The 18711-nt window shown below is 72.8% G+C and carries 23 protein-coding genes and 1 tRNA gene; 7 read left to right on the top strand and 17 right to left on the bottom strand.

Features of this window, described 5'->3' with window-relative positions:
* The coding region (locus B2P18_RS18100) for a tyrosine-type recombinase/integrase (protein ID WP_286961820.1) at nt 1-512 on the top strand (512 nt) is incomplete at its 5' end.
* 208 nt (nt 513-720) lie between these two features.
* Here B2P18_RS18100 and B2P18_RS18095 read toward each other — a convergent pair.
* Nucleotides 721-794 (bottom strand) — tRNA-Pro (locus tag B2P18_RS18095).
* Between the two features lie 173 nt (nt 795-967).
* On the opposite strand from B2P18_RS18095, the gene B2P18_RS18090 reads away from it, so the two are divergent.
* Complete coding sequence (locus tag B2P18_RS18090) at nt 968-1096, top strand: hypothetical protein (RefSeq protein ID WP_019285733.1); 129 nt, start codon at nt 968-970, stop codon at nt 1094-1096.
* A gap of 96 nt (nt 1097-1192) precedes the next feature.
* Here B2P18_RS18090 and B2P18_RS18085 read toward each other — a convergent pair whose 3' ends face one another.
* From B2P18_RS18085 to ald, 14 genes are all read right to left on the bottom strand, one after another.
* On the bottom strand, nt 1193-2053 hold the full coding sequence (locus B2P18_RS18085) for an SDR family oxidoreductase (RefSeq protein ID WP_286961819.1): 861 nt from the start codon (nt 2051-2053) through the stop codon (nt 1193-1195).
* A 316-nt stretch (nt 2054-2369) separates the two neighbouring features.
* On the bottom strand, nt 2370-3839 hold the full coding sequence (gene der / locus B2P18_RS18080) for a ribosome biogenesis GTPase Der (RefSeq protein ID WP_286961822.1): 1470 nt from the start codon (nt 3837-3839) through the stop codon (nt 2370-2372).
* 723 nt (nt 3840-4562) lie between these two features.
* Nucleotides 4563-4997 carry a helix-turn-helix domain-containing protein gene (locus B2P18_RS18075; RefSeq protein WP_019285727.1) on the bottom strand — a complete coding sequence of 145 codons (435 nt, stop codon included), beginning with the start codon at nt 4995-4997 and terminating at the stop codon, nt 4563-4565.
* A complete protein-coding gene (locus B2P18_RS18070) occupies nt 4997-5677 on the bottom strand; it encodes a hypothetical protein (RefSeq protein WP_286961818.1) in 681 nt (226 codons plus the stop codon). Before B2P18_RS18070 ends, B2P18_RS18075 begins: the two co-directional genes overlap by 1 nt.
* 33 nt (nt 5678-5710) lie before the next feature.
* Nucleotides 5711-6358, bottom strand: coding sequence for a lysophospholipid acyltransferase family protein (locus B2P18_RS18065; RefSeq protein ID WP_286961817.1), 648 nt, complete (start codon nt 6356-6358; stop codon nt 5711-5713).
* Entirely contained in the window at nt 6351-7106 is a 756-nt protein-coding gene (cmk, locus tag B2P18_RS18060) for a (d)CMP kinase (protein WP_372490227.1), read from the bottom strand. The genes B2P18_RS18065 and cmk overlap by 8 nt, the downstream gene beginning before the upstream one ends.
* A gap of 10 nt (nt 7107-7116) precedes the next feature.
* The gene (locus B2P18_RS18055; RefSeq protein ID WP_239262448.1) at nt 7117-8280 is read right to left on the bottom strand and encodes a prephenate dehydrogenase; all 1164 of its coding nucleotides are present in this window, start codon (nt 8278-8280) and stop codon (nt 7117-7119) included.
* The gene (locus tag B2P18_RS18050; RefSeq protein WP_019285723.1) at nt 8277-9101 is read right to left on the bottom strand and encodes a pseudouridine synthase; all 825 of its coding nucleotides are present in this window, start codon (nt 9099-9101) and stop codon (nt 8277-8279) included. The genes B2P18_RS18055 and B2P18_RS18050 overlap by 4 nt, the downstream gene beginning before the upstream one ends.
* 148 nt (nt 9102-9249) lie before the next feature.
* On the bottom strand, nt 9250-9879 hold the full coding sequence (gene scpB / locus B2P18_RS18045; RefSeq protein ID WP_286958804.1) for an SMC-Scp complex subunit ScpB: 630 nt from the start codon (nt 9877-9879) through the stop codon (nt 9250-9252).
* A complete protein-coding gene (locus B2P18_RS18040) occupies nt 9872-10909 on the bottom strand; it encodes a segregation and condensation protein A (protein WP_286961815.1) in 1038 nt (345 codons plus the stop codon). Before B2P18_RS18040 ends, scpB begins: the two co-directional genes overlap by 8 nt.
* A gap of 5 nt (nt 10910-10914) precedes the next feature.
* Complete coding sequence (locus B2P18_RS18035) at nt 10915-11751, bottom strand: ParA family protein (protein ID WP_084412477.1); 837 nt, start codon at nt 11749-11751, stop codon at nt 10915-10917.
* Nucleotides 11752-11931: 180 nt separating this feature from the next.
* Nucleotides 11932-12276 (bottom strand): hypothetical protein, encoded by a 345-nt coding sequence (locus B2P18_RS18030; protein WP_286961814.1) that lies wholly within the window; start codon nt 12274-12276, stop codon nt 11932-11934.
* A gap of 49 nt (nt 12277-12325) precedes the next feature.
* The gene (xerD, locus tag B2P18_RS18025) at nt 12326-13303 is read right to left on the bottom strand and encodes a site-specific tyrosine recombinase XerD (protein WP_376783737.1); all 978 of its coding nucleotides are present in this window, start codon (nt 13301-13303) and stop codon (nt 12326-12328) included.
* Nucleotides 13273-14388, bottom strand: a complete 1116-nt coding sequence (gene ald / locus B2P18_RS18020) for an alanine dehydrogenase (RefSeq protein ID WP_286961813.1) — start codon at nt 14386-14388, stop codon at nt 13273-13275. Before ald ends, xerD begins: the two co-directional genes overlap by 31 nt.
* Nucleotides 14389-14535: 147 nt before the next feature.
* On the opposite strand from ald, the gene B2P18_RS18015 reads away from it, so the two are divergent.
* Complete coding sequence (locus B2P18_RS18015; RefSeq protein WP_286961812.1) at nt 14536-15162, top strand: hypothetical protein; 627 nt, start codon at nt 14536-14538, stop codon at nt 15160-15162.
* 22 nt (nt 15163-15184) lie between these two features.
* Here B2P18_RS18015 and B2P18_RS18010 read toward each other — a convergent pair whose 3' ends face one another.
* Nucleotides 15185-16174, bottom strand: coding sequence for a helix-turn-helix transcriptional regulator (locus B2P18_RS18010; RefSeq protein ID WP_286961810.1), 990 nt, complete (start codon nt 16172-16174; stop codon nt 15185-15187).
* A 62-nt stretch (nt 16175-16236) separates the two neighbouring features.
* Here B2P18_RS18010 and B2P18_RS18005 point away from each other — a divergent pair, with 62 nt between their 5' ends.
* Both B2P18_RS18005 and B2P18_RS18000 read left to right on the top strand, forming a co-directional pair.
* Complete coding sequence (locus B2P18_RS18005; RefSeq protein ID WP_286958810.1) at nt 16237-16806, top strand: DinB family protein; 570 nt, start codon at nt 16237-16239, stop codon at nt 16804-16806.
* Complete coding sequence (locus B2P18_RS18000) at nt 16806-17354, top strand: DUF664 domain-containing protein (protein WP_239266602.1); 549 nt, start codon at nt 16806-16808, stop codon at nt 17352-17354. Before B2P18_RS18005 ends, B2P18_RS18000 begins: the two co-directional genes overlap by 1 nt.
* An 87-nt stretch (nt 17355-17441) precedes the next feature.
* On the opposite strand, the gene B2P18_RS17995 is transcribed toward B2P18_RS18000, so the two are convergent.
* Complete coding sequence (locus B2P18_RS17995) at nt 17442-18050, bottom strand: DUF1648 domain-containing protein (protein WP_029210536.1); 609 nt, start codon at nt 18048-18050, stop codon at nt 17442-17444.
* Nucleotides 18051-18148: 98 nt separating this feature from the next.
* On the opposite strand from B2P18_RS17995, the gene B2P18_RS17990 reads away from it, so the two are divergent.
* Nucleotides 18149-18382 (top strand): hypothetical protein, encoded by a 234-nt coding sequence (locus B2P18_RS17990; protein ID WP_029210535.1) that lies wholly within the window; start codon nt 18149-18151, stop codon nt 18380-18382.
* The gene (locus B2P18_RS17985) at nt 18349-18702 is read left to right on the top strand and encodes a type II toxin-antitoxin system PemK/MazF family toxin (RefSeq protein ID WP_313535875.1); all 354 of its coding nucleotides are present in this window, start codon (nt 18349-18351) and stop codon (nt 18700-18702) included. The genes B2P18_RS17990 and B2P18_RS17985 overlap by 34 nt, the downstream gene beginning before the upstream one ends.
* The last annotated feature ends 9 nt before the right edge of the window (nt 18703-18711 follow it).

Raw genomic sequence — 18711 nt, 5'->3', positions numbered from 1 at the left:
CTGAACCCGGGGCGGTTCACTTCGCCAAGAACCTCGTGGTGATCCGCCGACAGGTCTTCCCCGGCAAGGGCGGCCTGGTCACCAAGCCGACCAAGAGCCGCAAAGAACGCCGCGAGCCGATCCTCGAACCGCTCCGTCCCGTGCTGGAACGCCTCACCGCAGGCAAGGAGTCCGAAGACTCGCTGCTGGTCGGCCCGAAGGGCGGCTACCTCACCACCGCGACCGTCCGCGACGCCACGAACTGGGACGGCATCGTCGCGAAACTCGGGCTGCCCGACCTCACCCGGCACGGTCTGCGCCACACCGGGGCCACCTGGATGGCCGACGCCGGCATCCCGCTGCACGTCCTCCAAGACATCCTCGGCCACGCCTCGATGGAGACCACCCGCGGCTACCTGCACCCCGACGACCGCCACCTCGCGTCCGCGGCAGAGCAGGCCAACGCCTTCCTCTCCGCCGCCGGACAACGCAAGCACGCCCGGCGCAGCAGCCCCGCGACCAGGAGCCTGTGATGCGCTCCCACCCCCGCGGGAGTGCTCCCGGAACCGTTCTGGTCCCCTTTTGGTCCCCTTATCCACAGGACACGGGTCCTGGGCGGTCCGCCCGTCCACAGTCGACCACCGGCGAGAGCGTCGAGGGGACCAGAGGGGGACCACGGAAAACGACCCCCGGACATGAAGAAGCCCAGGCGAGAAACCTACTCTCACCTGGGCTTTTACGTCGGGCTGACAGGATTTGAACCTGCGACCCCCTGACCCCCAGTCAGGTGCGCTACCAAGCTGCGCTACAGCCCGTTGCCCACCGCGGTGAGCGACACGTCACCTTAGCGCACGAGCGGCCACGATTCCCAATCGATCCCGCCCACCGCTGCCGCCCCGCAGGAGCGCCCACCCCAACCCTCACACAACGGGAATGTCTGTCCTCTCCCGGTCGTTGAACGATCCAGGAACCACCGAGAGGAACCCCCATGTCCCCACGCCGCACGAAGGCCTACCTCGACGCCCGCCACCTGCTGCGCAAGCACCAGGAGACCCACGGGGAGCTGCGCGGCGTGATCGCGCGCCGCACCGAGAGCGAGCCCACCGGCCACGAGTGACGCGGGCTCGGCCCACAGACCGGCGCGGATTCACCTCCTACCCCCTTGGAGGTGGATCCGCGCCTTTGTCGTGCGGGGACCGCGGTTGCGAGGAGGTCAGCGCGGCGGGGTGCTGCGCAGGTATTCCCCCAAGCTCGTCGGCCGCGAACCGGTGAGCTCGCGGACGGCACTGCTCACCGTCGCCATCGTGCCGTCGACGATCGCGGTGTAGGTGCTCACCCAGGCGTCGACCTGCCAGTCGGGGGCGCCGTAGCCGGCCCGGGATGCGTACGCCTCGTCGAGCGTCTCGTCGTGATAGCTGACGCGCGTCCCCCGCACCGCGGAGATGGTGCTCGCCACCTCGCTGAGGGTCAGCGCCTGCGGCCCCGTGAGGTCATAGGTGCGGTTGGTGTGCGCGGCCGGGTCCGACAGCACCGCAGCCGCCGAGCGCGCGACATCGGCGCGTGCGACGAACGCGCAGGCGCCCTCCCCCGCAGGCCCGCGGATGACCCCGTCCTCGCCCACCAGCGCCTCGGTGAAGTCGAGGTAGAAGCTGTCGCGCAGGAAGGTCCACGCCATGCCGGAGGCCTTGATGTGCTCCTCGGTGGCGTGATGGTCGCGCGCGAGGGTGAAGGTCGCGTCCGGCGCCGCTCCGAGGAACGACGTGTAGACCACGTGCTGCACCCCGGCCGCCGCGGCCGCGTCGACGAACGTGCGGTGCTGCGCCAGGCGGTCCGCGCTCTCGGACGCCGACACCATGAACAGCACGTCGACCCCGGCCAGCGCCCGCGTCCCCGCGTCCAGGTCGCCGAACTCGGCGGCCGCGACGTCCGTGACTGCGTCGTGGTGCGGCACCCGCGGGCTTGACGGGTCACGCACGACGAGGCGGTGCGGCATACCGGCCTGGTCGAGGAGCCGGGAGACCAGCCCCCCGAGCTGTCCGGTGGCTCCGGTCGTGGCGAGGGTCGTGCTCGTCATCAGGTTCTCCTCGACGTCGTCGTGGGCTGGGCATGGTCAGCGCTCGGAGCGCGGCCCCACACGTTCTCAGGCCGTGCGGCGTGCGAGTGCGCGCTCGGAGCGCGCACCGCACACGTCTGCGGTCGCCCGGCGTGCAGGGTCCGCGCTGTCACCGCAGGCCCTGCGCAGGCTGAGGCCGCCGGGCGTGAACAGTCTGCGCTCGAAGCGCAGACCCCGCACGTTCTCCGGTCCGTAGCGTGCGAAGGCCGCGCTCGGAGCGCAGCCCTCGCACGTTGCCACAGCGCCGACGCATCCACCCCGGCCGTATGCCGGGTGCCTACCGCGACTGCCGGCCGCGCTTCTCGCGCACGCGCACCGAGATCTCGATCGGCGTGCCCTCGAAGCCGAACTCCTCGCGCAGCCGCCGCTCGAGGAAGCGCCGGTAGCCCGCCTCGATGAAGCCGGACGCGAAGACCACGAACCGCGGCGGTCGCGTGGACGCCTGGGTGGCGAACAGGATGCGCGGCTGCTTGCCTCCGCGCACGGGGTGCGGGTGGGCGGCGACGATCTCGCCGAAGAACGCGTTGAGGCGCCCGGTGGGCACGCGCATGTCCCACGAGTCCAGGGCCGTCTCGAGATAGGGCACGAGCTTGCCGGTGCTGCGCCCGGTGAGCGCCGACAGGTTGACGCGCGGGGCCCACTGGATCTGGACGAGCTCGCGCTCGATCTCGCGCTCGAGGTAGTAGCGGCGCTCCTCGTCGACGGTGTCCCACTTGTTGTAGGCGACGATCAGGGCGCGGCCGGCGTCGACGACCTGCTGGATGACGCGGATGTCCTGCTCGGAGATCGGCTCGCCGGCGTCGACGAGGACGATGGCGACCTCGGCCTTCTCGAGGGCCGACTGGGTGCGCAGGCTGGCATAGAAGTCGGCGCCACGCGTCTGGTGCACACGCCGCCGGATGCCGGCGGTGTCGACGAACCGCCAGGTGGTGTCGCCGAGGCGGATCAACTCGTCGACCGGGTCGCGGGTGGTGCCGGCGACGGTGTCGACGACGACGCGCTCCTCCCCCGCCAGGCGGTTGAGCAGCGAGGACTTGCCGACGTTGGGGCGCCCGAGCAGCGCCACGCGACGCGGCCCGCCGCGCTCGTAGGCGCCACCGACCTTGGACACCTCGGGCAGCACCCGCAGCACCTCGTCCAGGACGTCACCGGAGCCGCGGCCGTGCAGCGCCGAGACGGGCCACGGCTGGCCGAGCCCGAGGCCCCAGAGCATGGCGGCGTCGGCCTCGGCGCGCTGGTCGTCGACCTTGTTGGCCACGAGGATCACGGGCTTGCCGGAGCGGCGGAGCATCTTGACGACGGCCTCGTCGGTGTCGGTGGCCCCGACGGTGGCGTCCACGACGAACATCACGGCGTCGGCCAGCTCGACGGCCACCTCGGCCTGCTCGGCGACGCGCAGGTGGATGCCCCGGGCGTCGACCTCCCAGCCGCCGGTGTCCACGAGCGTGAAGCGCCGCCCGGTCCACTCCGCCTCGTAGGCGACGCGGTCGCGGGTCACGCCGGGCACGTCCTCGACGACGGCCTCGCGGCGGCCGAGGATGCGGTTGACCAGGGTGGACTTGCCGACGTTGGGGCGGCCGACCACGGCGAGCACGGGCAGCGGCCCGGCGTTGTCGTCGTCGTCCTGCGAGCCCGGCTCGGCGTCGATGAGGGCGCGGTCCTCCTCGGACAGCTCGAAGTCCTCGAGCCCCGCCCGCAGCGCCTGCTCGACCCCCTCGTCGAGGGTGTCGTCCGCCGCGGATCCCACCGGGGTCTCGTCGGAGGTCGGGTTGTCGTGGTCGGTCACGTGAGCGGTCCTTCAGCAGTCCTTGCCGTATGCCGCGGAGCGGGCACCGGCATCCCATTGTCCCTCATGCCCCGCCACCGCCCGAACGAGCGACGCGACGCGCCCACCTGTCCCGCCGGACGGGCATCCGCGCAGCCACCCTCACCGGGGTCCTGGCCACGCGCTGACCGCGACGCTCGACCAGGAGGCGGCGTCGACCGTCGCGGCATTCCTGGACCAGCTGGCCTCGACCGCCCGGGACCGCCGCGAGGACCTCATCCCCCAGGACGGCCATCTCCCAGGAAGCAGGAGCGACCCATGATTCCGTTCGGCCCGCGGCTGATGGGCCAGACCGAGAAGGCGCTCAACCGGGTCCTGCAGCGGATCCTCGAGCACCATGACCTCGGCGAACCGCAGTGGGTCACCCTGAGGCTGGCACAGGACCGCAGACCCGCTGGCTCGCTCGCGGACTTCGTCGCCGGGGAGGGTCAATACCCGTATGCCGTGGGCATCATCGCGGGGCTCCACGCGCGTGGCCTCCTGCGTGACGACGCCTTGACCGAGGAGGGGCGCCTGCTCGTCGCCCGCGTGAGTGCCACCGTGGACCACCAGGTGGGCCGCCATCCCGGACGACCAGGCGACCAACGCCGCGCTTGCGCTCAACCACCTCCTGAGCGGATGTCGACAGCTCGTGGCCGATGACGTTCAGCCGACCCCGGCGACGCGACGCATCCGGACGACCAGGGAGGCCGCCGGCGAGACCTTGCCGGACGCGTAGGTCGACAGCCGCGACGGTGACGTGCCGATGCGCTCGGCGAAGGCCTTGCGCGACAGGCCGCTCGCCGCGACGAGCGCTGTGACCTCGTCGGCCACCGCCGCCTTCTCGGCAGCCTCGGCGGCCGCGCGCGCGTCGGCGATCGAGCGCTGCAGGAGCGGCGTCACGCCATACGGCTGCTCGTAGCTGAAGTAGTCCTCGAGCGAGCGCGCCACCGGGCCCCACGGGTCGGCCTGGACGGCGCGGTGGATCCGGCGCCAGTCGGCCAGACCGCCGCGCTCGACGGCCGTGACCAGTCCCTCGTAGGGCCACGACTCGACCGGATCGCTCGGGTCGGCATCGACGTTGCGAAAGCTCAGCGCCATCACTCGTCCCCGTCCACCATGGCCGCGGCCAGGTCTGCACACACCTGCACCACCGCCGACCAGTCGTGCCACCGGGGCAGCAGCCCCTTGTATCGAGGCAGCTCGTCGATCGTGCGGCGGTCGCGGGGGTCAGGCTGGGCCAACCGCTCCACGAGCAGTGTTGACACGGCACCCTGCTCGTCGGATCGGTCCGCGTAGTAGTCGTCGATGGCGAGCAGCGGCGTCACGGCAGGCGCGTGACCCATCGCGTCCGCCAGGGCAGCGACGTCGAGGTAGTCCCGGGTCTGGTTGCGCTGGACCACCAGGTAGGCCTTGACGCGCAGGGTCTCCTCGATCGTCGGCACCACCAGCTCCCCGGCGCCGGCCACCTCGACGCACGCGGTCTCCAGCGGGCGACGCCGTCGCAGCTCTCGAAGCCCTGCCTCGACCCCGTCCAGGGAGCCGAGGATGGTGAACGGCGGGGACGACGCCCGCACGCTGGTGGCCCAGCCGCCGCTCGCCTCGACCGCGTCAAGGACCGCCCCGTAGCGCTCGACCAGGTCGGTCAGGACATGGTCGTGGTCGAAGGACTGGCGGTGACCGGCGTAGTAGGCGGCCGCCGAGCCACCGACCAGCACGGCATCCGGCACCAGCCGCTGGAGCCGGACGGCCGACTGCCGCACCTCCGAGAGCACATCCATAAAATGATCATATCTGATAACGAGCCATGGCCATCATCGGTGGGCGGCGACGTGCTCGCGCAGGTGCTCGTGGATCTGGGACGTCGCGAGGCGGAGGCGCTCGCGACCGGGGACGCCGACGGGCGCCTCGACGGAGAAGGGTTCGCCGAACGCCACCACCATCCGCGCACCCGGACGGGGCAGCGAGCCGGCACCTCGTCCGGGAGCGCGCGTGCCGACGCAGGCCACGGGCACGACCTGCGCGCCGGTCTGCAGCACGAGCCAGGCGGCGCCCTGCTGCACGGCGGCGACCTCTCCGGTGCCGCGGGTGCCCTCGGGGAACACGCCGACCACTCCCCCGGCGTCCAGGACCGTGCGGGCCGAGGCCAGGGCCTGGCGGTCACCGGTCGTGCGGTCGACGGGGATCTGGCCCAGCCGCAGCAGGAGGCGTCCGACGCGGCCGGCATACAGCTCCTGCTTGACGAGGAAGTGCGGGGTCCGGGGCGCGACCGCGGCGACGAGCGGGCCGTCGAGCACCCCGCTGTGGTTGGCGACGAGGACCACCGGCCCCGACGCGGGGAACGACGCGCGCCCGAGCACGGACAGGCGATAGAGGCGCAGGACTCCCCGCACCGCCCGGGCGGTCGCCCCCATCAGCCGGTCGCTCGCGAGGGCGGGATCGAGCTCGCGGCGGTCAGTCACGGATGCGGCCCAGGTCGGACGCGATCTGGTCCAACACCGCCTCGACCGAGCCCTGCAGCGTCAGGTCGGAGGTGTCGATCGTGGTGACGCCGGGTGCGGCCTGCATGAAGCTCGAGACGGTCGAGTCGTCGCGGTCGCGGCGCACGATCTGGTCGCGGGTCGCCTCGACGTTGGCGGTGGAGGCATTGCCGTGCAGCTCGGTCGAGCGTCGCGCGAGGCGGGCCTCCTCGCTGGCGTAGAGCAGGATCCGCACGTCGGAGTCCGGCGCGACGACGGTCGTGATGTCACGCCCCTCGGCGACGACGCCGCCGCGCTCGCGCCCCACCAGCCCGATGATCTCGCGCTGCCGCCGACGCAGCTCGGCACGGACCTCGAGGTTGGTGGCGACGGCGCTGACCTGGGTCGAGATCTCGGTCGTGCGGATCGGCACGGACACGTCGGTCCCGCCCACCTCGACGCCCGGCGACTCGGGGTCGGTCCCGATGGTCAGCGGCATGGCCCGGACGGTGGCGGCCACGCGCTCGCCGTCGGTCAGGTCGACGTGCTGGTCGAGGCACCACCAGGTGGCCGCGCGATACATCGCCCCGGTGTCGAGGTAGCCGTAGCGCAGCCGCGACGCGACCGCTCGCGCGACGCTGGACTTGCCCGACCCCGAGGGCCCGTCGATGGCGACGACGACCAGGTCAGGGCCGTTCATGTGGTCGCCTGGCGGGGTCGGAGCGGGGGTCTGCGAGGCGCTGCTGGTCATGCCCGCGAGCCTAGTGGATCCGCCATCCCGTGGACCGCAGGTGGTCGCGCAGCCGGTCGCTCGCGGCGGGCAGCACCGACACCTCGGCCAGCGCCACCGGGTGACCGACGGCGTGCTCCAGGTGCAGGTCCTCGATGTTGATGCCCGCGTCGCCGACCTCGGCGAACAGCCGCCCCAGCGAGCCCGGTTCGTCGGGGATCACGACCGTGACCACGTCGTATGCCGTCGGCGCGCCACCGTGCTTGCCGGGGACGAGGGCACGGCCGCGGTTGCCGTCGTCGAGGAGCCGGGCGAGCACGGCCCGGGCACCGGGAGCACCAGGGGCGGGGGCGTACCGCCCGCCGAGCGCGTTCGCGTGCTCGCCACGACGCTCGCCGTGGGGGCCGTCGTCCGCGCCGCTCGTCGAGGCCTCGTCGGCCAGCGCGGCGAGCGCGTCCAGGGCCGCGGCGAGGTCCTCCTGCACGTCGAGCAGCACCTCACGGACCCCGGCGGCGTTGCCCGCGAGGATCTGGGTCCACAGCTGCGGGTCGCTGGCGGCGATGCGGGTGACGTCCCGCAGGCCCTGGCCGGCGAGCCCCACGGCGTGCTCGTCGCGGTCGCGCAGGCGCGCGGCCGTGAGGGTGGCCATGACCTGGGGGACGTGCGAGACGGCCGCGACCGCCGCGTCGTGCTCGTCGGCCGTCATCACGACGACCTCGCCCCGGGCGGCGGCGGCCAGGGCGCGCACGGCGTCCACGGCCTCGGGGGCCGACCGTGGCGTCGGCACGACGACCCACGCCCGGCCCTCGAACAGGTCGGGCCGTCCGGCCACCGCGCCGGATCGCTCGCGCCCCGCCATGGGGTGGCTCCCGACATACCGCTCGACGGACCCGGGGCCGGCGAGGGCCGCGACCCCGGAGGCGATGGCGCCCTTGACCGAGGCGACGTCGGTCACCGCGGCCCCCGGCCAGCGCTCGAGCTGCTCGGCAACGACCCGGGCCGCCACGTCCGGGGGCGCGGCGACGACCACGACGTCGGGCGTCTCGTCGTCGATGGTCCCGGCCCCGAGGTCACGGGCGAGGGCCGCCGCCGTCGGGGACGGGTCCTGCAGGCTGACCTGCCACCCGGCGGCGCGCAGCGCAAGGCCGATCGACGTGCCGATCAGGCCGGTGCCGACGATCCGGGCTCGGGTCACAGCTGGGCCGCGTCGTAGAGCGAGGACACCTCGGCGCGCGTGAGGGCCCGCATCTTGCCGGCCTTGAGGGTGCCGAGGCCGACCTCGCCGACCTTGATGCGGACGAGGTTGAGCACCGGGTGGCCGACCGCCTCCATCATGCGGCGGACGACGTGCTTGCGGCCCTCGTGCAGGACCACCTCGACGACGGCCTTGCCCGGCGAGGAGTCGACGACCTTGAACGAGTCGACGCGCACGGGACCGTCCTCGAGCTCGACACCGTCGCGCAGCTGCTGCCCCAGGTCGCGCGGCAGCGGGCCGGGGACCTGCGCGAGATAGGTCTTGGTGACGCCGTACGCCGGGTGCTGCAGCCGGTGCGCGAGCTCACCGTCGTTGGTCAGCAGGAGCAGCCCCTCGGTGTCCTGGTCGAGCCGTCCGACGTGGAAGAGCCGCTGCTTGCGGCCCTCGCCGAGGTAGTCGCCGATGTCCACGCGGCCGAGCTCGTCGTGCATGCTCGTCACGACGTTGAGCGGCTTGTTGAACGCCAGGTAGACCTTGCTCTCGTCGAAGATCACCCGGTCGCCGTCCACGTGGACCTGCTGGGTCTCGGGGTCGACGCGCACCCCCATGTCGGTGACGACGTGGCCGTCGACCTGGACGTGCCCCTCGGCGATGAGTCGCTCGCAGGTGCGGCGGCTGCCGACGCCGGCGCTCGCGAGGAGCTTCTGCAGGCGGGTGCCCTCGGGGTTGTGCACGTCGACGTAGGGCTCGGTGGAGCGGGCGCGCTGCGGCTGCTGGGCGGCGCGACGCTGCCCGGCGATGCGCTTGGCCCCGGGGCCCATGCGGCGGGGGGCTCCCGGCGCGCTCGAGCGGCTGGTGCCGCCCGACCCACCTGAGCGGCCGGCGCCACCCGTGCCTCCGGTGCCGCCGCGGCGGCCTCCGCCGGCGGACCCGGATGACCTGTTGGACCTGTTCGGCTGCGGACTCATGTCAGCGCCCCTGTTCTGCGATCTCGTCGAGGATGTCGGTGTCTGGCAGGTACGGCGCCAGGGCCGGCAGCTCGTCCAGGCTCGAGAGGCCCATCCGCTGCAAGAAGTAGGGGGTCGTGCCGTAGAGCACGGCCCCGGTGGTCTCGTCGTGGCCGGTCTCGGTGATCAGGCCACGGGTCATGAGGGTGCGGATCACGCCGTCGACGCTGACGCCGCGGACCGCGCTGACGCGGGCCCGGGACACCGGCTGCCGGTAGGCGATGACCGCCAGGGTCTCCAGGGAGGCCTGGGTGAGCTTGGCGCGCTGCCCGTCGAGCAGGAACTTCTCCACGGCCGGGGCGTACTCCGGGCGGGAGTAGATGCGCCAGCCACCAGCGAAGTCCCGCAGCTGGTAACCACGCGAGCCCTCGTCGTACTCCCGGGCCAGGTCGACGAGCTGCTTGCGCACCTGGTCGAGGGGGACCTCCAGCGCGGCCGCGAGGGTGCTCTCGTCGATCGGCTCCTCCACGACCATGAGGACGGCCTCGAGCGCACCGCGCAGCCCGGCCGGGAAGTCGCGGACGTCAAAGACCTCCTCCTCGACCTGAGGTTGCGGCTCGACGGCCTGCACCTCGACCTGAGCCTCAGACATTCGTCTGCCCTCCTTCGTGGTCCTGACCAGCAGGTATGTCGCCCGCCGCCGCAAGGGCGGCCTCCGCCATGAGGCGCTGTTCCTCGTCGCTGGGGTCCCCGTCGCGCTCGGTCACGGATTCGCCGCCCGCGAGCACGGCGGCGGCGGCCACGTCGGCGGCTGCAGCCATGTCGGCGGCGTCGAACTCCCCCGTGATCTCCACGTCCTCGCGGTCCTCGCCGGTCCACCGCACGTCGAGCTCGCCCAGGGCCTCGGCCTGCTCGAAGGACACGACCGCCTCCTTGAACAGCTCGAGCAGGGACAGGAACCGTGCGACCACGACGAGCGTGGAGTCGGCGTCGGCGACCAGGGACCGGAAGGACATCGTGCCGTGCGAGCGCAGCCGGCCCACGACGATCGACGCCTGCTCGCGCACCGACACCTGAGCGGCGTGCAGGTGGGCCAGGCCCACGGTCGGCGCCTCGCGGGGGGTGAGCGCGCGGGCCGCGATCATGGCCAGCTGCTCCGGCGTGACGGCCATGACCAGCTCGGGCAGCAGCCGGGCGAACTGCGGCTCGAGCCCGGCCTGGCGTGCCGTGATGCGGCCGTGCGTCGACATGCGCTCGGCGAAGGCGCCGGCGATCTGCTTGTAGGCGCGGTACTGCAGCAGGCGGGCGAAGAGCAGGTCACGCGCCTCGATGAGGGCGAGGTCCTCCTCGTCGTCGGGCCCCGAGCTGGGCAGCAGGCGCGCGGCCTTGAGGTCGAGCAGGGTCGCCGCCACGAGCAGGAACTCCGACGCCTGGGAGAGGTCCCAGTCCTGCCCGCCCTCGTCCGCGGCCTTCTGGGCAGCGCGGATGTGGGCGATGAACTCGTCGGTGACGGTGGCCAGCGCGATCTCGGTGATGTCGAGCTTGTGCTTGCTGATCAGCCCCAGCAGCAGGTCGAACGGCCCGTCGAAGTTGTCCAGGTGCACCTCGAACGGCGTGACCGCCGCTCGTCGGGTGATGACGCCGCCCGGCGTGGCCTCCGCTGCCCGACCTGGCTCGGTCATGACGCTCAGGCGGCACCACCGCGGGCGATGAGCTCCCGCGCCAGCCGGCGGTAGGCCTCGGCGCCGCTGTGCGCGGACGCGTAGGTCGTGATCGGCTCGGCGGCCAGGGTGGCGTCCGGGAACTTCACCGTGCGGCTGATGACGGTGTGGAAGACGGTGTCGCCGAAGTGGTCGACCACCGAGCGGACGACCTCGCGGCTGTGCAGCGTGCGGCCGTCATACATCGTCGCCAGGATCCCGTCGATCTGCAGGCGCGGGTTGAGGCGGTCGATGATCTTCTCGATCGTCTCGACCAGCAGCGCCACGCCGCGCATGGCGAAGAACTCGCACTCCAGCGGGATGACGACGCCGTGCGCCGCCGTGAGGGCGTTGACGGTGAGCAGGCCGAGGGACGGCTGGCAGTCGATGAGGATGACGTCGTAGTCGTCCATCACCGGGCGCAGCACCCGCGCGAGGATCTGCTCGCGCGCGACCTCGCCGACCAGCTGGACCTCGGCGGCGGACAGGTCGATGTTGGCCGGGATGATGTCGACGTTGTCGGTGCGCGTCGGCTGGATGACCTCGCGCACGTCCAGGCCGCGCTCGACGAGCAGGTTGTAGATGGTGGTGTCGAGGTCGTTGGTGCGGATCCCGAAACCCACGGACAGCGCGCCCTGCGGGTCGAAGTCGACCATGAGCACCTTGCGCCCGAGCTCCGCGAGCGCCGCCCCCAGGTTGATGGTGGTGGTCGTCTTGCCGACCCCGCCCTTCTGGTTGCACATGGCGATGACGCGCGCCGGGCCGTGGCTGGTGAGCGGCGGCGGCTCGGGGAAGTCGATCATGGGTCGGCCGGTCGGGCCCATGTTGCCCTCGAACACCCCGTCTGTCCCGGGGAGGACGTCATGACGCGGCGACTCGTAGGCGCTCGGCTGCTGCTGGGTCTGCTCCGGGTGGCTCACCGGTCGATCATCTCCCACGCTGGTGCGGCGGTCTGCGTCGCGCAGATCAGTCACACGTGACCATACCGTGACCACGGTGCGTGATCACACTCCGGTCACGTGGTGACCTGTGCGAGCGCGCCGGCAACCTGCAGGGCGACCTCGTCGACCACCTCGGGTCCGGCGCCGCGACCGACGACGCTGGCGCTGCTGCTCTGCGCAGAACCCGCGCGCGAGCTCCTCCTCGTCCGGCTCGGGCATCGGGTTCTCCGCCTGCCACCGGGCGAGCTCGTCCTCGGTGAACGGTCGATCGGTGAGCGGGACGTATGGCGCGGAACCGCGCGGCAGCTGACCGCTCGTCGGCACCATGGGGGCCATCGGCGATCGTCGCCGCAGGTAGCGCTCCGCAGGAGGCAGCGCCCACCACACCAACCACTCGGGCAGCATCACGCCCTCATCCTAGGGATCAGCGCCCTGATCGCCGCACCCACCCGCGACCTCAGCGAGCACGCGGGTGGGACTCGGCAAAGACCTCGCGGAGCCGTTGGACGGTGACCTGGGTGTAGATCTGCGTGGTCGTGACGCTCGCGTGCCCCAGCAGCTCCTGCACCACGCGGACGTCGGCGCCGCCGTCGAGCAGGTGGGTGGCGAAGGAGTGGCGCAGCGTGTGCGGTGACAGGTGCTGGTCGAGCCCGGCGCGCTCGGCCGCGACCTGGATGACGGCCCACGCGCTCTGCCGGGACAGCCGGCGTCCGCGCTGGTTGAGGAACAGGGCGGGTCCGCCGGATCCCTTGGCGGCGAGCAGGGGGCGGGCGCGCACGACATACGCGCCGATCGCCTCGCGGGCGAAGGACCCGAGGGGGACGAGCCGCTCCTTGCCGCCCTTGCCGAGCAGCCGGACGACGGCCTCCTCCTCGGGCACGTCGGGCCCGGGCAGGTCGTCGAGGTCGAGCCCCACCGCCTCGGAGATGCGGGCGCCGGTGGCGTAGACGACCTCCAGCAGCGCACGGTCGCGCAGGGACACCGGGGGGTCGCCGACGGAGGACGCCTCGAGGAGTCGCTCCACCTCGTCGATGCGGATGGCCTTGGGCAGCCGCGTCCCCACGGCGGGCGGCCGCACCTCGCGGGCGGGGTCGACCTGGGTCACGCCCTCGAGCAGCAGGAACCGGTGCAGGCCGCGCACCGCGATCAGGGTGCGGGCGGCCGAGGACGCCGACAGGGCCGTGCGCCCCGGCGCGTCACCCTCGCCCGGCGCCGACGTGCGCAGGTGCGCGAGGAAGGACGCGACGTCCTCCTCGCGCACCTGCGCGATGTCGGTGATGCCGCGCTGCTCCAGGTAGGCCTGGTAGCGGCGCATGTCACGCCCGTAGGACGAGAGCGTGTTGTCGGACACGCCCCGCTCCACGGTCAGGTGGTCGAGCCACCCACGGATGGCGCGCTCCGGCTTCAGCGCAGCACCTCGTCGACCGGCGTGCACTCCAGGTCGAAGGCCTCCGCCACGCCGGGGAAGGTCACGCGGCCGTCGTAGGTGTTGAGCCCCAGCGCCAGCGCGTGGTCGGCCTCGAGCGCCGCACGCCAGCCCTTGTCGGCGAGCGCCACGGCATACGGCAGGGTCGCGTTGGTGAGGGCGTAGGTGGAGGTGTTGGCCACCGAGCCCGGCATGTTGGCGACGCAGTACATCGTCGAGCCGTGCACCTGGTAGACGGGGTCCGCGTGGGTCGTGGGCCGCGAGTCCTCGAAGCAGCCGCCCTGGTCGATGGCGATGTCGACGAGCACCGAGCCGGGGCGCATCTGCGACACGAGCTCGTTGGTGACGAGCTTGGGGGCCTTGGCGCCGGGCACGAGGACCGCGCCGATGACCAGGTCGGCCTCGCGGACGGCCTGGGCGACCTCGAGCGCGTTGGAGGTCACGGTGTTGAGGTGACCCTGGTAGATCGCGTCGAGGTAGCGCAGCCGGGCGATGTTGATGTCGAGCAGCTTGACGCGGGCGTGCATGCCCACGGCGATCTGCGCGGCGTTGAGGCCGGCCACGCCGGCGCCGAGGACGACGACGTTGGCGCCCTGCACGCCGGGCACGCCGCCCATGAGGACGCCGCGACCGCCGTTGGTCCTCATGAGGTAGTACGCGCCGACCTGCGCGGCCAGGCGGCCCGCGACCTCGGACATGGGGGCCAGCAGCGGCAGCGAGCGGTCGGGGAGCTGGACGGTCTCGTAGGCGATGCCCGTGACCTTGCGCTTCATGAGCTCCTCGGTCAGCGGCCGGTCCGCCGCGAGGTGCAGGTAGGTGAAGAGGGTCTGGCCCTCGCGCATGCGGTGGTACTCGGCCTCGATCGGCTCCTTGACCTTGAGGATCATGTCGGCCTGCGCCCACACCTCGTCGGCCGAGTCGATGATGGTGGCCCCGGCCGACGTGTAGTCCTCGTCGGTGATGGACGACCCTGCGCCCGCGGACTTCTCGACGACCACCTCGTGACCGTGAGCGACCAGCTCGTGCACACCCGAGGGGGTGATCGCCACACGGAACTCGTTGTTCTTGATCTCGCGGGGGATGCCAACCAACATGTGCTCTCTCCTGTCCACGCCGGGGACGCCGTCGGCCCCGTGCTCGACCGGCTCCGGAGGGATCGCCCCCGTCGCCCGACACTCGCGAGTCTAGCCACGGGGGTGTCGCCCCCTCCTCCGGGGTGGGGTCCCGGTGACACTGGGCCCATGACGCTGTATGCCGCCGCCCCGGCCCGACGACTCCGACAGGTCCTGGGCGACCTGCTGCTGCTCGGGTGGATCGCCTCGTGGGTGTGGGTCGGGCGCCTGGTGCAGGACACGGTGGTCCGCCTCGCCGACCCCGTCGTGGGGATCCAGTCACGGGCGAGCGACCTCGGCCGCACCATGCGCGACGCCAGCTCCTCGGTTGGTGACCTGCCGATGGTGGGCGACACGCTCAAGGTGCCGTTCGACAAGGCGTCGGGCACCGGCGACGGCATCGCGCGGTCGTCGGCCGACCTGGTCGCGCAGATCCAGCGGATCGGCTGGCTGCTGGGCCTGCTCACGGCGGCCGTCCCGATCCTCCTCGTCACCTTGTGGTGGGTGTCGCGGCGCGTGGCGTTCGTGCGGGCGGCGACGGCCGCGCAGCGGTTCGTGGACTCCGAGGCCGACCTGGACCTGTTCGCGCTGCGCGCCATGGCCCGTCAGCCCCTCGAGCGCCTGACCCGCATCTCGCCGGACCCGGTCGGCGCCTGGCGCCGCGGCGACCCCGAGGTCGTGCACGCCCTGGCGCTGATGGAGCTGCGCGAGCAGGGCCTGCGACCCCCGCCTCCGCGCGCAGCCTCCCCGCGCTGAGCCCCAGGACCCCGCCGACCGGTCACGTCCCGGCACCCACCCCCGCCCGTCCCTGACCAGTCGGTGGACGGGCGGCGGCCGTGGCGCGTGCCGCGAGCACGGCCATGGCGTCCACGAGCTCCGGTGGCGAGACGACCTCCACCGCGTCGGCGAGCGCGAGGACGTGCCACGCCGCCCCCATCAGGTCGTCGGTGCCCGCGGTGAGGACGCAGCGGTCGGGCCCGTCCTCGGTCACGACGCCGATGGTCGGGGGCACCTGGTCGCGCACCGCGTCCGCCGGGGCGGACAGGCGGACGACGATCGTATGGCGCTGCCCGCGCGTCCCCAGGGCCTGGCGGACGTGCTCGGCCGGGTCGGGGCACGGCCGGGGCGTGAAGCGCCAGGTGGTGACGTGGACGTCCGAGGTCCGGTCCACGCGAAAGACCCGCCAGTCGTCGCGATCCAGGTCCCACGCCAGGAGGTACCACCGTCGCCCCGCCACCACGAGGTGGTAGGGCTCGACGCGTCGCTCGCCCGTCTCGCCGCCACGCTTGACGTAGCCGAAGCGCACCTGCACGCGTCCGCGCGCCGCGGTGGCCAGGTCGGTGACGGCGCCCACGTCGACCCGCGCTCCCCCGGGCGCCAGTGCCACCGTCGTCTCCTGCACCGCGGCCACCCGCTCGCGCAGCGGCGCGGGCATCACCTGCTCCAGCTTGCCCAGCGCCCGGACGGAGGCGTCGCCGATGCCCTCGACCGTGGCCTGCGTGGCCAGGCGCAGGGACACCGCGAGCGCCACGGCCTCGTCGTCGTCCAGCAGCAGCGGGGGCAGCTCGCGTCCCGTCACGAGGCGGTAGCCGCCACCGGTCCCCGCCGCCGACTCGACGCGATAGCCCAGGTCGCGCAGGCGCTGCATGTCACGGCGCAGCGTCCGGTCGGTGACGTGCAGCTCGGCGACCAGGTCGGGGCCGGCCCACACGGGCCTGGACTGGAGCAGTGAGAGCAGGCGCAGCGCCCGCGCGGTGGTGTCCGCCATACGTCCCATCCTGCCGGACACTGCGGACAGAAAGTGTCCGCAAGGGGCGCGACAGTGAAGCCATGAACACGACACGGACCACATCGCCGCTCGACTGGGCCGCTCAGCTCGACGAGCAGCTGCACTGGCACTGGACGCACCAGCTGCGCGCCAGGCTCGACGGGCTCACCGACGACGAGTACCTCTGGGAGCCGGCCCAGCCCGCCTGGACCATCCACCCGGGCGAGCCGACCACCATCGACTTCGCCTATCCCGAGCCGGTGCCCGCCCCGGTCACGACCATCGCGTGGCGGCTGGCCCACGTCATCGTGGGGGTCCTCGCCATGCGCAACCACGGCCACTTCGGCGGACCGCCCGCCGACTACCAGTCGTGGACCTATGCGACGACGGCCGACGGGGCGCTGGCCCAGCTGGACGACGCCTACGACGCCTGGCGCGCCGGGACCACCGCCCTCTCCCCCGACGACCTCGCCGCACCCTGCGGTCCCACCGAGGGCCCGTATGCCGACCTGCCGCTCGCCGCCCTGGTCCTCCACATCAACCGGGAGGTCATCCACCACGGCGCCGAGATGGCGCTGCTGCGAGACCTCTATGCCCGCCGAGACATCCTGACCGGCAAGGGGATCCGCTGATGTACGCACCCACCACCGACCCCGAGCTCGCGATGCTGGCGGGCTACGCCGACTCCCAGGTCGACGCGCTGCGCGCCTCGCTGCGTGGCCTCACCCACGAGCAGGCAGCCGATCACCCCGCCCGCAGCCGGCTGAGCCTCGGCGGGCTCGTGCGGCACACCACCTGGGTGCTGCGCCAGCACGCCGGGTCGGGACGACCGGGCGACTTCTCCGAGGAGGGTGTCGCCGCGTTCATGGACACCTTCGCCTTCGACGACCGGCACACGGTCGACGGCGTCCTCGCCGAGCTGGACGCCGCCCGCGCCGACTGCCGGGCCCGCACCCTGGCCTCCGACCCGGACGAGGAGTCCCTGCAGCCCCCGGCACCGTGGGACGGCCTGCCGGCGATGACGGCCACCCGGCGCTACGAGATGCTGCACCTGGTCGAGGAGCTGGCGCGGCACGCCGGCCACGCCGACATCCTCCGCGAGCAGCTCGACGGCGCGCTCGTGCCCGACCTCGAGGCAGCCGAGGCAGGACGGTCGGTGTGGGAGCCGGCCGTCACCTGACCGCCGGAGCATGGACCGGGGGCGGCGTCGATCGGGCGAGGTCGCGAAGGCGATGTCGATCGGGCGAGATCGCTCAGGCGAGGTCGCTCAGGCGAGCTCGGCGTCGTCCTCGCGCGGCCGGTAGCGCCGCCCCACCACCATCCGCCCCACCACCAGGCCGACCAGCAGCAGGTAGGTCCCCAGCAGCACGGGGACGCTCCATCCGGGCGTCTCGCCGCCGGGGCGGTGCGCGGCGATCCCGATCTGCACGTCGACGGCCGTCAGCAGCCCGACGGTCGCCGCGACGAGCAGCACCAGGTCCTCGCGCACCAGCCGCTCGAACCTCACCAGCCGGCGCGGCCGCTCGAGCCACCACTGCTTGTGGGGCACGTTGATCCCGTCGGGCCACACGAGGGCGAGTCGCGAGAGCCAGACCATCGGGTAGGCGAGGGCCAGCGGCAGGAGCACCGACATCGCCAGCGCCGTGCCGCGGCTCGACCAGTCGTCGGGGACCGTGCTGCCCGACCAGTGCGTCGGTACGCGCTCGGGCAGCGTCGCGACCAGCCACACCAGGGTCGTCAGCCAGGCGAGGGTCGCCACCGCGATCGCGAGCCGCGGTCCCCACGAAGCCGGTTCGCGGGGCAGGTCCCGCGCCTCGCGGGCGACGTCCTTGCGCGCAGCCTCCCGCTGCTGCCACGTCTCCCCGGTCTGCGTCATACGGCCAATGTATGATGACCCACCCAACCCGGCGTCGCGGCAGCCGCCCCGGACCACCTGCATCCCACCTCGGGATGCAGGCGCGGTAGGATGACGCCATGTCCTCTCAGATCGCCGTCCGCCTGCCGGACGAGATGGTGACCTACCTCGACCGGGCCGTGGCCGCCGGCGAGGTGCCGAGCCGGGCCGCGCTGGTCGCCGTGGCGATCGAGCGCGAGATGCGTCACCGGGCCGCCGTCCGCGACGCGGCGATCCTCGCCGAGCACGGCGCGGGCGACGATCTCGACGACCTCGTGACGTGGTCCGCGTCCTCCCTCGACCTGGACCGCTGACGGTTGTGCGGGAGATCTGTCTGGCGCGCGCCGACAAGACTCGGCCCGTGCTCGTCCTCACGCGCGAGGCCGCCCGAGGCGCCATGACCAAGGTGACCGTCGCCCCCATCACCTCCACCGTCAAGGGCCTGAGCAGCGAGGTCCCGGTGGGTCGCGCCAACGGGCTGGACCACGCGGGCGCCGTGTCCCTCGACAACGTGGTGACCATCCCTGCGTCACTGCTCGGACGCACGCTCGGATTCCTCACCGACGACCAGGAGCATCAGCTCGCGCGAGCGATCGTGCTCGCCTACGACCTCGACGTCCCCCTTCTCGGCTGACGCCACCCC

Origin of the sequence: Arsenicicoccus sp. UBA2120 (assembly GCF_002330965.1) — a bacterium.
GTDB classification, from domain to species: Bacteria; Actinomycetota; Actinomycetes; order Actinomycetales; family Dermatophilaceae; genus Arsenicicoccus; species Arsenicicoccus bolidensis.
Note: the sequence above shows the minus strand (reverse complement) of the source record. Positions and strands in the feature narration are given on the sequence as shown.

What these genes read in the sequence shown, in the direction of transcription:
- cmk (WP_372490227.1), bottom strand. Translation starts at nt 7,106, where the DNA reads ATGACCAGCAGCGCCTCGCAGACCCCCGCTCCGACCCCGCCAGGCGAC.
- B2P18_RS18005 (WP_286958810.1), top strand. Translation starts at nt 16,237, where the DNA reads ATGAACACGACACGGACCACATCGCCGCTCGACTGGGCCGCTCAGCTC.
- B2P18_RS18050 (WP_019285723.1), bottom strand. Translation starts at nt 9,101, where the DNA reads ATGGGCCCCGGGGCCAAGCGCATCGCCGGGCAGCGTCGCGCCGCCCAG.
- B2P18_RS17995 (WP_029210536.1), bottom strand. Translation starts at nt 18,050, where the DNA reads ATGACGCAGACCGGGGAGACGTGGCAGCAGCGGGAGGCTGCGCGCAAG.
- B2P18_RS18035 (WP_084412477.1), bottom strand. Translation starts at nt 11,751, where the DNA reads ATGGGCCCGACCGGCCGACCCATGATCGACTTCCCCGAGCCGCCGCCG.
- B2P18_RS18085 (WP_286961819.1), bottom strand. Translation starts at nt 2,053, where the DNA reads ATGACGAGCACGACCCTCGCCACGACCGGAGCCACCGGACAGCTCGGG.
- scpB (WP_286958804.1), bottom strand. Translation starts at nt 9,879, where the DNA reads ATGTCTGAGGCTCAGGTCGAGGTGCAGGCCGTCGAGCCGCAACCTCAG.
- ald (WP_286961813.1), bottom strand. Translation starts at nt 14,388, where the DNA reads ATGTTGGTTGGCATCCCCCGCGAGATCAAGAACAACGAGTTCCGTGTG.
- B2P18_RS17990 (WP_029210535.1), top strand. Translation starts at nt 18,149, where the DNA reads ATGTCCTCTCAGATCGCCGTCCGCCTGCCGGACGAGATGGTGACCTAC.
- B2P18_RS18015 (WP_286961812.1), top strand. Translation starts at nt 14,536, where the DNA reads ATGACGCTGTATGCCGCCGCCCCGGCCCGACGACTCCGACAGGTCCTG.
- B2P18_RS18070 (WP_286961818.1), bottom strand. Translation starts at nt 5,677, where the DNA reads ATGGATGTGCTCTCGGAGGTGCGGCAGTCGGCCGTCCGGCTCCAGCGG.
- B2P18_RS18010 (WP_286961810.1), bottom strand. Translation starts at nt 16,174, where the DNA reads ATGGCGGACACCACCGCGCGGGCGCTGCGCCTGCTCTCACTGCTCCAG.
- B2P18_RS18040 (WP_286961815.1), bottom strand. Translation starts at nt 10,909, where the DNA reads ATGACCGAGCCAGGTCGGGCAGCGGAGGCCACGCCGGGCGGCGTCATC.
- B2P18_RS18000 (WP_239266602.1), top strand. Translation starts at nt 16,806, where the DNA reads ATGTACGCACCCACCACCGACCCCGAGCTCGCGATGCTGGCGGGCTAC.
- B2P18_RS18090 (WP_019285733.1), top strand. Translation starts at nt 968, where the DNA reads ATGTCCCCACGCCGCACGAAGGCCTACCTCGACGCCCGCCACCTGCTG.
- B2P18_RS18075 (WP_019285727.1), bottom strand. Translation starts at nt 4,997, where the DNA reads ATGGCGCTGAGCTTTCGCAACGTCGATGCCGACCCGAGCGATCCGGTC.